Source organism: Rhizobacter sp. P2_H3 (assembly GCF_056403355.1).
In genome coordinates this window covers 1-12254 of sequence record NZ_JBFUFQ010000178.1, presented here as the reverse complement: position 1 = coordinate 12254, position 12254 = coordinate 1, and the positions used below count along the sequence as shown (strand labels likewise).

Below are 12254 nucleotides of genomic sequence, written 5' to 3'. Positions count from 1 at the left end.
TCGCCTGCCTCGGGCCCCGCGCCTGTGCCGGCGCCCGCACCCACCGCGGCCCCCGCGCCGGCACCGACCGACAGCGGTGCCACCGACTACGTGCCGCTGTACGCCGCCGGCACCCCGGTGATCGAGCAGATCCAGGTCACCGAGGCCGACGGCACGCTCGTCACCTATGCGGGCTTCCGCCCCACGCCGCGCCATGCGCGCGAAGGTGGCGAGCCGTGGACCGACACCGTCGACAAGGGCCCGGGCAGCTACTTCGCGTTCCCGCCGTTCTACTTCCAGAACCGCACCTTCGGCCTGGTGATCCGCGACGAGGTGCCGGCCGGCCGCCAGAAGATCACCGCCTACCTGAAGCCGAACGTCGGCACGATGATCAACAACAGCTTCAGCGCGTTCCGCCGGCTGGACCCGAACGTCATCGAGTACGGCTGGAAGATGGGCGTCGGCTACACGAACCCGAAGGACGGCACGCAGCGCTGCAACCCCGCCACCGCGATCGCCGACCTGTGCGTGGCACAGAGCATCACCGACTACTGGCGCATGGCCGACGAGGCGCAGTACCAGGGCATCGCGCGGGCGAACAACAAGCTGAAGGTCGGCGACAAGATCGAGATGTCGCCCGGCGTGTTCCTCGACTACACGCCCGGCACCGACATCGCGCTGATCGACGGCGGCCACAACCGCGACTACTCGTTCGAGCAGCTCTACGTGGTCGGCAAGGGCATGGTGCCGTGGTACGGCATCGCGCCCAAGCTCGACACCACCCCGCTGCCCGACGATGCGCTGCTGGGCGGGCAGGCGAGCGTCTCGTACAACTACTCCGAGGAACCGCACCGCGTCTTCCAGCAGTCGGTCAACAACATCGGCATCGCCGACATGCAGCGCTTCGTCGAAGGGCGCCGGCTGTTCCACACCTCGTTCCTCGACGGCAAGCACTCCGAGAGCCCGACCGTGAACCCGGTGTTCACCGCGCATGCCAACCAGCTGGGCGAGCGCTTCAACGAAGTGCGCTGCCTGGGCTGCCACACGCTGAACGGCCGCAGCCCGGCCGCCGACATCGGCACGCCGCTGAACAAGTTCGCGGTGCTCACCGCGGCGGCGAGCACGAGCACGTCCATCACGCCCGATGCCACCTACGGCGTCAACGTGCAGCAGCTGTCGCGCACGGCGGGCGCGCCCGACTACGGCGTCTCGATCCAGTCGTTCGTGAAGACGGTGCGCACCTTGGCCGGCGGCGAGACGGTCGAGCTGCAGAAGCCCGTCTACGCCTTCAAGGGGCCGGTGCCGGCGCAGCTGTCGGTGCGGCAGGCACCGCAGGTGGTGGGCATGGGCCTGATCGAGGCGCTGGACGAGACCACCATCCTCGCGCTGGCCGACCCGCAGGACGCGAACGGCGACGGCATCCGCGGCATTCCCAACTGGTCGATCGACCCCGAGACGGGCCAGCGCCACCTCGGCCGCTACGGCTGGAAGGCCGGCAAGGCGACGGTGCGGCAACAGGCCGCGGGCGCCTTCCTGCAGGACATGGGCGTCACGACGCCGGCCTTCAAGTCAGTGAGCTGCCTGCGCGGCGCGGCCGATTGCAAGACCAGTACCGCGACGCCGTCGGTGAGCAGCGCGGAGCTCGACCGGGTCGCGTCATACCTGCAGCTGCTGGGCGTGCCGGCGCAGCGCAAGTACGCGAGCGGCTACACGGACGGCACGGTCACGCCGCCGGAGCACGACCTGCCCGAGGCGCTGCGCACGTCGATCGCGCGCGGCAGCCAGCTGTTCACGCAGGCGGGCTGCACCGGCTGCCACAAGGCGGAGTTGAAGACGGGCGCGAACCACCCGTTCCAGGAACTGCGCAACCAGACCATCCACCCGTATACCGACGTGCTGCTGCACGACATGGGCCCGGAGCTGGCCGACACGATGACCGAAGGCCAGGCCGGCCCGAGCCTGTGGCGCACGCAGCCGCTGTGGGGCCTGGGGTCGTTGAAGTACGTGCAGAAGGAGACCGGCTTCGCCGACGCGGCCACCGTGCGCTACCTGCACGACGGGCGCGCCCGCACGCTGGTGGAGGCGATCGGCTGGCATGGCGGCGAGGGCAGCGGCAGCCGGGCGAAGTTCGAGGCGCTCAGCAGGGCGGATCGCGATGCGGTGGTGGCGTTCCTGGAGTCGTTGTAAGGAGTTGCCGAGGCGGACGGCCTCAGCGCCGCGCCGCCACCAGCCACCCCGCCACCGGCTTCCCACCCTCCTGCCGCAGCGTCTCCCCGCTGATCTCCACCAGCGTGAACCCGTTCGCCGCCAGTGCCGCTTCCACGTGCGCCCGCGCATGCGCATAGCGCCCGTGCGGCTCCAGGTGGAACATCTCCGGTCGGTCGTCGGGCAGCGCCTCGACGGTGAACACCATCAACCCACCCGCGCGCACTGAGCCGCTGGCGGCCGCCATCAGCGGCATCAGGTCGCCGAAATAGCACAGCGTGTCGGCCGACAGCATCACGTCCCACTGGCCCGGTGACTCGCGCAGGAACTCCGTCAGCTCGGCCTTGTACAGGTCGCCGTAGACGCCCTTGGTCTGCGCATGCTTGAGCATGCCGCCCGACAGGTCCACCCCCGCCAGCACCCGCGCCCACGGCGCCACCAGCGGCCCGCACAGCCCGGTGCCGCAGCCGGCGTCGAGCACGTTGAACTGCTTCGCCGCCGGCGGCAGCAGCCGCGCGAGCAGCTGCGCGCACAGCTGCGGCGCGCGGTAGTCGAGCCGCTCGTTCAGCTGCGTCTCGAAGCTGTCGGCGAAGTGGTCGAAGGTGTACTCGACGTAGTCGTCCGAGGCCCGCTCCGGCGCACCGCTGCCGGAACACGCCGCGAACATGTGCTGCGCCATCGGGTGGCCGGGCTCTTCGGCCAGCCACTGGCGGAACACCTCGGCCGCCTCGCGCACCTTGCCCATCGTGTAGTAGGTCATGCCCAGCAGCTTGCGGCCGTCCGGGTGCTCGGGCAGCAGCTCGATCGACTTGCAGTACCAGCGGATCGACTCCGGCAGGTCGTCCTGCGCGGCCGCCAGCAGCCCGAGGTTGTTGTGCGCGTTCAGGTGCCGCGGGTTCAGCTCGATCGCGCGCAGGTAGGCGGCACGCGCGTCGCCGGGGCGCTTCTGCGCGCGGTACAGCGAGCCGAGGTTGTTCTGCAGGTCGGCGCTGCCGGGCTCCAGCGCGCCCGCGCGCTCGTAGGCCGCCGTCGCCTCGGGCAGCTCGTGGCGCGACACATGGATGTTGCCGAGGTTGTTGTGGTAACCCGCGAAATCCGGCACCAGCTCGATCGCGCGCCGGATCGACGCGATGCCTTCCTCGCTGCGGCCGGTCTGGTGCAGCACCATGCCCAGCAGGTGCAGCGCGTCGGGGTGGTCCGGCGCCACCGCGAGCACGCGGCGGTAGACCTGCTCGGCGCCTTCGAGCTGCTGGTTCTGGTGCAGCCCGATCGCGAACTGCAGGGCTTCGTCGAGGCCGAGGTCAGCGGATTCGGTCACGGTGCGGCCTGTCGCTTCACATGTCCCCGAGCGTCGCGCCCAGGCGGTCGTTCGGCACGACCATCGGCACGCCGCCGCTCAGCAGCATCAGCACGTAGGCCAGCCGGGCGGCGCGCTTGTTGCCATCGGTGAAGGCCTGCGCGGTGATGATCGAGCCCATCACGTAGAGCGCCAGCTCGTACCAGTCGTCGCTGCCCTGCGCCGGCATCGGCGAGGTGCTCAGGTCGGACAGTACGTCGCCCAGCACCTTGGCGCCACCGACGTTCGATGGGTACTTCTGCATGCCGGCGGCGTTGTTCCAGCCGCGATAGGCCGGTGCCAGCGGCACCATCCGCTGCCAGGCCGCCTGCAGCGGCGCGAGGCTGCCGCCCAGCGGAAAGCTGCCGTCGCGCTTGACCAGCCCGAGCAGCACCTGCGAGAAGGCCGAGGTGTCGCCTTGCACGCCCTTGGTCAGCCAGGCCAGGCCCCTGGCCTGGTCGAGCGAGCGCTCGGAGCGCGCCGGCACCGCCGGTACGCCGGGCTTCGGGGCCACCGGTGCCGGGGGCTGGTAGTAACTGCCCTCGGGCTGCGTCTCGGCCCGCAGCTGCGGCATCAGCAGGTGGGAGCCGGCCTTGCCCTTCAGGCCGTTCGCGTAGGCCGCGCGCCGCTCGATCAGCTTCAGGTCCATCTCGAACATGCCTTCGATCGCGGTCATGAAGAAGTTCAGGCCGGCCGCGTCCGGAAAGCGCAGTGCGCTCGGGTTGCCGGCATTCGCATTGGTGCCGAAGTGCCAGAAGCCGTCGGCCCCCATCGCGCGCAGCGATTCGGTGAAGGCGTTGTCGAACGCCGTGTTGGCCGGGCCCAGCCCGACCACCCGCGAGTAGGTCGAGTAGACCGGCCGCACGCGCATCGTGTTGCGGAACTGGTGGGCGTCCATCGTGACCGCACCGGCCGGTGCGACGTACGGGGCGACCTTGGGCTTGCTGTCGAAAAGGGCCATGGACGCTCCTCAGAACCCGTAGTGGAAGTTGTTGTCGACGACGCTGACCTTCACCCGCTCGATCGGCGTGCCGTCCATCATGCGGGTCAGGAACTCCTTCGAGATGTCCGGCAGCATCGTGTTGGTCAGGATCGCGTCGATCATCCGCCCGCCCGATTCGCTCTCGGTGCAGCGGCTCACGACCAGCTTGACCACGTCGTCGCCGACCTCGAACGGGATCTTGTAGCGCGCCTCGACGCGCTTCTTGATGCGCCCGAGCTGCAGCTTGACGATCTGCCCCAGCATCTCGTCCGACAGCGGGTAGTACGGGATCGTCACCAGCCGGCCCAGCAGCGCCGGCGGGAAGATCTTCAGCAGCGGCTCGCGCAGCGCCTTCGCCAGCCCCTCGGCCTCGGGCATCAGCTCCGGGTCCTTGCACATGTTGGCGATCAGCTCGGTGCCGGCATTCGTCGTCAGCAGGATCAGCGTGTTCTTGAAGTCGATGAAGCGGCCTTCGCCGTCTTCCATGAAGCCCTTGTCGAAGACCTGGAAGAACATCTCGTGCACGTCGGGGTGCGCCTTCTCCACTTCGTCGAGCAGCACCACCGAGTAGGGCTTGCGCCGCACCGCCTCGGTCAGCACGCCGCCTTCGCCATAGCCCACGTAGCCAGGGGGCGCGCCCTTCAGCGTCGAGACGGTGTGCGCCTCCTGGAACTCGCTCATGTTGATCGTGATCAGGTTCTGCTCGCCGCCGTACAGCGCCTCGGCCAGCGCGAGCGCCGTCTCGGTCTTGCCGACGCCCGAGGTGCCGGCCAGCATGAACACGCCGATCGGTTTGCTCGGGTTGTCGAGCCCGGCCCGCGAGGTCTGGATGCGCTTGGCGATCATCTCCATCGCATGGTCCTGGCCGATCACGCGCTGGCTCAGCAGCGACGCCACCTTCAGGATGGTTTCCATCTCGTTGCGCGCCATGCGGCCGACCGGGATGCCGGTCCAGTCGCCGACCACGCTCGCCACCGCCTGGTAGTCCACCGTCGGCAGGATCAGCGGGTGCTCGCCTTGCAGCGTGGCCAGTTCGGCCTGCACCTGCTTCAGTTCCGTCAGTGCCGCGGCGCGTTCCTCATCGGACAGCTTCGGCGCTTCCGCCACGACCGTGGCAGCCACCTTCTCGGCGTTCTGCTCCAGCGCGCTGCCGGTGCCTTCCACCGCGCCGGCCACGCCGCGCAGCTTCGCGCGCAGCGCGAGCAGCTTGTCGACCAGCACCTTCTCGGCTGTCCAGCGCGTCTTCAGCCCGTCGAGCCGCTTGCGCTCGATGCCGAGCTGCTCCTCGACGAACGCGCTGCGCTCACGCGTGTCGATACCGATCGCCGCCTCGCGGCCGATGATGCCCTGCTCGGTCTCCAGTGCCTCGATGCGCTTGCTGCAGTCGTCCACCTCGGCAGGCGTCGCATGCAGGCTCACCGCGACGCGCGCGCAGGCGGTGTCGAGCAGGCTGACCGACTTGTCCGGCAGCTGGCGCGCCGGGATGTAGCGGTGGGAGAGCTTCACCGCCGCCTCCAGCGCCTCGTCGAGGATCTGCACCTTGTGGTGCTTCTCCATCGTCGAGGCCACGCCGCGCATCATCAGGATGGCCTTCGGCTCGTCCGGCTCGTCGACCTGCACGCTCTGGAAGCGCCGCGTCAGCGCCGGGTCCTTCTCGATGTACTTCTTGTACTCGGCGAAGGTGGTCGCGCCGATCGTGCGCAGCTGGCCGCGCGCGAGCGCCGGCTTCAGCAGGTTGGCGGCGTCGCCGGTGCCGGCCGCGCCGCCGGCGCCCACCAGCGTGTGCGTCTCGTCGATGAACAAAATGATGGGCTTGGCGCTCGCCTGCACCTCGTCGATCACCGAGCGCAGCCGCTGCTCGAACTCGCCCTTCATGCTGGCGCCGGCCTGCAGCAGGCCGACGTCGAGCGCGCGCAGCTCCACGTCCTTCAGCGCCGGCGGCACGTCGCCGCGCGCGATGCGCTGCGCGAAGCCTTCGACGATGGCCGTCTTGCCGACGCCGGCCTCGCCGACCAGGATCGGGTTGTTCTGGCGGCGGCGCATCAGGATGTCGACCACCTGGCGGATCTCGTCGTCGCGGCCGACGATCGGGTCCATCTTGCCGCCGCGCGCCTGCTCGGTCAGGTCGGTCGTGAAGCGCTTCAGCGCCTCCTGCTTGCCCATCGCGGCCGGCGCGATCGCCTCGCTGGCCTCGCCCGGCGCGCCGCCGTCGCTCGCGGCCTGCGCATGCTCGGGCGAACTGGCGAGCAGCGAGCCGAAGCGGTCGATCAGGTCGTCGAGCTTGATGCGCTCGAACTGCTTGCTGATCGCCAGCAGCGCGTTGCGCAGCGACGGCGTCTTCAGCGCGCCCACCAGCAGGTAGCCGGTGCGCACCTGGCGGTCGCCGAACATCAGCGAGCCGTAGACCCAGCCGCGCTCGACGGCGTTCTCGACGATGCTCGACAGGTCGGTCACCGAGGTGGCGCCGCGCGGCAGCCGGTCGAGCGACTGCGTCAGGTCGGCCACCAGCTGCGCGCCGTCGAGCTCGTAGTGCTTGACGATGCGGTGCAGGTCGCTGTCGTTGCCGTTCAGGATCTGGTAGATCCAGTGCTGCAGTTCGACGTACGGGTTGCCGCGCAGCTTGCAGAACACCGTGGCGCCTTCGATGGCCTTGTAGGCGATCGGGTTGAGCTTGCCGAAGAGGGCGGTGCGACTGATTTCAGCCATGGTCGTTCCTTGGGTCCCTAGGTGGAGGAATGTGAGCCCGTCGCGTGCATCTGCGCCGGGTTCAGGAGGAGTTCGCCGCGGTCGGGGTGCGGCGTCTTGCGGCCGAGCCAGCTGGTCAGGCCGAGCGCGGCAGGAGACGCGCCCGACAGCCCGAGTGCCGGTACCGCGCTGCCCTGCAGGATCAGCCGCAGGTCCCACAGCATCTCGAAGCCGAGCAGCTGGCGCATCCAGTCGCGCAGCTCGATCAGCGAGCGCTGGCCGGGCAGGAACTGGCGGTACTGCGCGAGCGTCAGCGGGCCGATGTGCAGGCGCAGCTTGTACTGGCGGTCCCAGACCTTGCTGCCGGCCACCGCCGAGACGCCGAGTGCCGCGCCCAGGTTGCCGCGGCCGCCGAGGCGGGTGCGGTCTTCGGGGCGCAGCGGCAGCCAGTGGCCGACGTGCGATTCCACGCGGATCGGCACCGCGAAGTACTGGCGCAGCACCTTGACGATCGATTCCGGCCGGCGCGTCGCGCTCGCCAGGTGGCCGCTCGCGAAGCGCTTCGCGGCATCGGGCACGGCATCGGCGCCGCGCAGCGCGGCCGGCGCCTGGCCGAACAGCGCGCCGACCCACTTGGCGAACTGGTCGTCGCTCGCGCGGTCGGCCTGCACCGCGGGCTGCGACTGCGACCAGGCGCGGTAGAACAGCAGCAGCATGCGGTGGTGGAACATGTCGGCGAAGCGCGCGAAGGTGGCGTCGCCGTGGTTGCGCAGCCGGTCGCGCGCGTGCTCGGTGTAGTGCAGCGGCAGCGGCCCCATCGGCCCGAACAGCCCGAAGAAGCGCACGCCCAGGCGCGGCACGCTGCGCTCGCCGGCCTCGAACGACATCACGCCGGCCGGCGCGAAATCGAGCTCCGGGTCCTGCCCCAGGCGCACCGGCTCGGCCCCGGGCCGCAGCGCCGAGCCGAGCCGCGGCGATTGCGGCCACAGCGCGTCGATCTGGCGCAGCACCGCGAAGAAGTCGTGCGCCCACGGCTGCCGCGCGATCTCGTCGAACAGCCGCGTGCGGCGTTCGTGCAGCACCTTCGGATCCTGGGGCGGGGGCGGCGTCGCGCTCACAGCATCGCCTTCGAACCGATGCGCGGCGGCGCGCGCAGGATCTCGCCGCGCGTCGCCGAGCGGACGATGGTCTCCGAGAAGCTGTTGGCCGACGCATGCCGCGCGTAGAAGTGCTCCAGCACGCAACCGAGCAGGAAGGCACTCGACCCCTGGAAGCCGAGTTCGTCGACCGTGGTCGTCACCTCGACGCCGCAGCCGAAGGTCAGCGGTCCGGGGAAGGGCAGGCGGCGCACCACCGCGCGCGCCTCCACCGCCTGGATGCCCTCGACCTGCTTGCTCCAGCTCACGTCCTGCTCCGGCCCGTGCAGCGCCATCAGGCTGCGCAGCGCCGACCCGGCGCGGCGCGGGTCCTCGCCGGCGATGCTCAGGTAGTTCAGCGTCAAGAGGCTGACGAGCGACCAGCCGATGTCCCCGCGCGCGATGCGCTGCACCGGCCGCGACGGGCCGCGCAGCGTCTCGATGCGGCCGGCCGGCCCGGCGACGTCGAGCGTCCAGGTGCTGGCTGAGCCGGGCAGCAGCGTCGGCAGGTCGCGGTTGGTGACGAGCGCAGTCAGCGAGACTTGGCGGATGTCCTCGCGGTACGGCGCATTGCGCGGATCGACCAGCGACAGGAACACCTCCTGGCCGATGTAGGCCGAGCGCGGCCCTTCGAGGCGCTGGCGGCTCGACAGCAGCCGCGGTTCGCGCCGCAGCGTGTAGAACGCGCCGTGGTTGCGCGATTCCTCGTGGAAGGTGGCGTACAGCGGCAGGAAGCGCTGCTCGGCGACCTGCCCGGTGCCGAAGCCGGTGACGTTCTCGATCGTGTGGACCTCGTAGTCCATCGGCCGCGTGCGGTCGGGTACCGCATGGTGTTCCCAGCTGCCCGGGCCGAGCTGGATGCGGTCGAGCCGCTTCGGGAACAGGTTGATCGCCGGCGTGCAGTACAGCGCGAGGCTGTTGGCATCGACCAGCGATTCGAGCGCCGGTTCGCCGCGACCGAACAGCAGCACGATCTCGCACTCGCTGCTGTCGACGCGCGCCAGCCGCCGCGCCAGGTCGGTGACCGAGAAGAACAGGAAGCGCTGCGGCAGCGCCGCGTACTCCTGCAGCAGGCGGTGCCCGCTGAAGCCGCGCAGCGTCTCGGGCAGCAGCGCCTGCTCGTCGTCGTAGCCGACGGCCTCGACCGACGCGGCGTCGGCATAGCCCTGGCTCGGCGAGCGCGAGGCACCGCCCTGCACCCAGCTCGCGAGGCTCGCGCCCAGCACCAGCTCGTGCAGCCGGAACGCCACGTCGTCGCCGGCGCTGATGTAGAAATCCAGGCGTTCCATCGGCAACTGGCTGAACTTCAGCCCGGCGCTCGCCTTCAGCCGGATGCGCAGGCCGCCGCGCACCTGGCGGGCCGGCGGCAGGTGCGCGATCGGCAGGTCGGGCGCGTGGGTGAAGTACTGCACCGTGTCGATCTCGACCGGCCACAGCGTCACGTCGTGCGCGGTGCGGAACTCGCAGCGCGTGTTCTGGCCGCGCACCGTCTCGCTGTGCAGCGCGCTGCCGCGCTTGACGGTGAAGCCGCGCGCGAGGTTCGGGTCCAGCGGGTCGGGCCGCATGCGCGCGATCATCGTCGACGGCATCGGCGACAGGAAGCCGGGGTACACGGTCTCGAGCAGGTGCTGGATCAGCCGCGGGTGCTCGGCGTCGATCTTCAGCTGCACGCGCGCGGCGAGGAAGGCGAAGCCCTCCAGCAGGCGCTCGACATACGGGTCGGTGACCTCGACGCCGTCCATCGACAGGCGGGCGGCGATCTTCGGGAATTCCTTCGCGAACTCGGCGCCGACCTCCTTCAGGTGGCCGAGTTCGTCGTTGTACAGGCGAAGCAGGTTCGGATCCATCGAGGGCGGGCCGTTCAGGTCTTGCGTTTCAGGGAGCCGCTGGCGGCGTCGCGCACCTCGATCTGGCCGGCTTCCAGGTCGACCTGGGTGCGCAGCAGCAGCTCCAGCGGCACCGGCTGGGCCCACATGAAGCCGCGGATCTCGAACTCGATGACGTTGTGCGTGTCGAGCACGCTGGACGGCTCGATCGCCTTCACCTCGAGCGAGTCCTCCATCACGCGCGGCTCGAAGCGCAGGATGGCCTGCTTGATCGTGCGTTCGAGCAGCGGGATGTCGATGCGCGACGCGAGCTGGCCCGACATCGGCGGCAGCCCGAAGTTGATGACCGATTCGCCGGCCAGCGGGTATAGCTCCGCCAGCCGCGGCATCGGCTTGACGGCGTTCAGCAGCCACGACAGGTCGCGCAGCACCGCCTCGCGGATCTGCGCCTTGTTCATCACGCGCGACTCGTCCGACTCGACGCGCGAATGCGGGTTGAGGTCGGTCAGGCGGTCGAGCAGGACCGGCTGAAGGCGATCGCGGACCTCATGGGTGGCCATGGTCGTCGGTCAGGCCGCGGCGTCCGGCGTCGGCTCGTCATCGGGCACCGGCAGCGGCTCCAGCGTGATCTCGCGCACCGCCAGCAGGTCGGAATCGTGCTCGCCGAGCGCCAGCACGCGCTGGCCGATGCCGCGGAAGTGCTCGTCGTTCAATGCCTGCCATTCGGTGCGGCGCGACAGCTGCGCCAGCGCATCGCCCTCGGTCGCGGTGCCGGGGTAGCGGGTCGGGATCAGCGCGACCGACTGGCCGCCGTTGGTGAATTCGAGCTGTGCGGCGCTCCATACCATGTCGCGCAGGTCGACGGGTTCCTCGATCGTGATCTTCGTCAGCGCGCTGAACGGCACCCAGCAGTAGCGGCCGTTGATCAGCGCCTCGAGCACCGGGCCGAGCCGCGAATCGGCATCGGCGATCCAGTCGAACGGCTGGCCGTTCAGCGTGCCCGGCGTCGGCGGCGCGGCCTCGAAGGCATCGGCGCGCAGCTTGGCGGCCAGCGCCGCGTCGCCGCGCGCATCGGCCATCAGCGCCTCGACCAGCCAGGCCACCCAGGCCTGCGGCCGGCCGAACACCATCGGCGTGGTCTTGCCGGCGAACACCGCCTCGCGCAGCGTCTCGCACTTCAGCGCCTCGCGGTAGGTGTTGACCATCGGCAGCGTCGAGGCGTCGAGCTCGCCGCACACCWCCAGCTGCGTCATCGCGCGCGGCCACTGGCCGAGCACGCACAGCAGCTGGAACAGGAAGACGCGCAGCTTCGGGTCGGCCGGCTTGGCGCGCACGCCATCCTGCAGGCTCTTCAGCGCGGCATCGGTGCGGCCCTCTTTCAGGGCCTGTTCCGCAGCTTGGACGGGTGTCATTTCAAGCCGCCGTCACTTCGTTTTCGAAGGTGTTGACGCCCTTGGCGGCGCCGGCGAGGTCCTGCGAGCGGTACTCGACCTTCACCTTGAAGAAGGCGATGCGGAACTCCTCGACCAGTTCCGGCGCGCCGTCGGTCTCGTTGCGCAGCCGGTGCGACAGGATGCGCGCCTTCTCGACGGTGATCGTCAGGTACGCGATCGACGCGGCGCCGCCGGCCTTGTGCACCGACAGCGTCGCCTTCTTGATGAGTTCATTGCTGCGCAGGGCCGACATCAGGCCGGTGCTGGCCGAGTCGACGCGCTTGCGCACGATCAGCTCCTGCATCGTCGTGCGGGCGGTCGCGCTGCCGAAGGCCGTCGCATTGCCGTCCAGGCCCCAGCTCCAACCGATGACCTCGATCTCGTCGGTGTGGTTGGTGTCGCGCGATTCGCCCTTGATCGGGCCCTGCGCCGCGCCTTCGACCTTCAGGTACATGTCGGACTTGCCCATGGTCTTTCCTTGCTGGCGTTATTCGAATGGGGGTGAGCGACGAAAAGTCACGCAAACGGGATCGCCAMGAAACGGCCCGAAGGCCGATCCGTGGCGCACGCAGGAAGCCTGCGGCCGGTCAGCTGACCAAGTTCTTCTCTTTGTCGATGCCGACGGTGCTGGTGGAACCCTTGCCGCCGGTGTCCGACTGCGTGGTGTATTCC

The 12254-nt window shown here is 69.9% G+C and carries 9 protein-coding genes; 1 reads left to right on the top strand and 8 read right to left on the bottom strand.

Annotated elements, in window-relative coordinates:
- The coding region (locus AC1D1T_RS24250) for a di-heme oxidoreductase family protein (protein WP_477992618.1) at positions 1–2166 on the top strand (2166 nt) is incomplete at its 5' end.
- 22 nt (positions 2167–2188) lie between these two features.
- Here AC1D1T_RS24250 and AC1D1T_RS24245 read toward each other — a convergent pair.
- From AC1D1T_RS24245 to AC1D1T_RS24210, 8 genes are read right to left on the bottom strand one after another with little or no spacing between them, the layout of a single operon-like run.
- Entirely contained in the window at positions 2189–3502 is a 1314-nt protein-coding gene (locus AC1D1T_RS24245; protein ID WP_477992617.1) for a tetratricopeptide repeat protein, read from the bottom strand.
- 16 nt (positions 3503–3518) lie between these two features.
- Entirely contained in the window at positions 3519–4481 is a 963-nt protein-coding gene (locus tag AC1D1T_RS24240) for a Fic family protein (protein WP_477826315.1), read from the bottom strand.
- A gap of 9 nt (positions 4482–4490) precedes the next feature.
- Positions 4491–7208, bottom strand: coding sequence for a type VI secretion system ATPase TssH (tssH, locus tag AC1D1T_RS24235; protein WP_465113840.1), 2718 nt, complete (start codon positions 7206–7208; stop codon positions 4491–4493).
- Between the two features lie 17 nt (positions 7209–7225).
- Entirely contained in the window at positions 7226–8269 is a 1044-nt protein-coding gene (gene tssG, locus AC1D1T_RS24230) for a type VI secretion system baseplate subunit TssG (protein WP_465113839.1), read from the bottom strand.
- A gap of 32 nt (positions 8270–8301) precedes the next feature.
- Complete coding sequence (tssF, locus tag AC1D1T_RS24225) at positions 8302–10170, bottom strand: type VI secretion system baseplate subunit TssF (RefSeq protein ID WP_477825308.1); 1869 nt, start codon at positions 10168–10170, stop codon at positions 8302–8304.
- A 14-nt stretch (positions 10171–10184) separates the two neighbouring features.
- Positions 10185–10709 (bottom strand): type VI secretion system baseplate subunit TssE, encoded by a 525-nt coding sequence (gene tssE / locus AC1D1T_RS24220; protein WP_477825309.1) that lies wholly within the window; start codon positions 10707–10709, stop codon positions 10185–10187.
- Positions 10710–10718: 9 nt separating this feature from the next.
- Entirely contained in the window at positions 10719–11561 is an 843-nt protein-coding gene (locus AC1D1T_RS24215) for a type VI secretion system accessory protein TagJ (protein WP_477992616.1), read from the bottom strand.
- A 1-nt stretch (position 11562) separates the two neighbouring features.
- Complete coding sequence (locus tag AC1D1T_RS24210; RefSeq protein WP_047503164.1) at positions 11563–12051, bottom strand: Hcp family type VI secretion system effector; 489 nt, start codon at positions 12049–12051, stop codon at positions 11563–11565.
- Between the last annotated feature and the right edge of the window lie 203 nt (positions 12052–12254).

Excerpts from the sequence above, each read along its gene's own strand:
- tssF (WP_477825308.1), bottom strand. The coding sequence starts at position 10,170 with ATGGATCCGAACCTGCTTCGCCTGTACAACGACGAACTCGGCCACCTG.
- tssH (WP_465113840.1), bottom strand. The coding sequence starts at position 7,208 with ATGGCTGAAATCAGTCGCACCGCCCTCTTCGGCAAGCTCAACCCGATC.
- tssE (WP_477825309.1), bottom strand. The coding sequence starts at position 10,709 with ATGGCCACCCATGAGGTCCGCGATCGCCTTCAGCCGGTCCTGCTCGAC.
- AC1D1T_RS24240 (WP_477826315.1), bottom strand. The coding sequence starts at position 4,481 with ATGGCCCTTTTCGACAGCAAGCCCAAGGTCGCCCCGTACGTCGCACCG.
- AC1D1T_RS24210 (WP_047503164.1), bottom strand. The coding sequence starts at position 12,051 with ATGGGCAAGTCCGACATGTACCTGAAGGTCGAAGGCGCGGCGCAGGGC.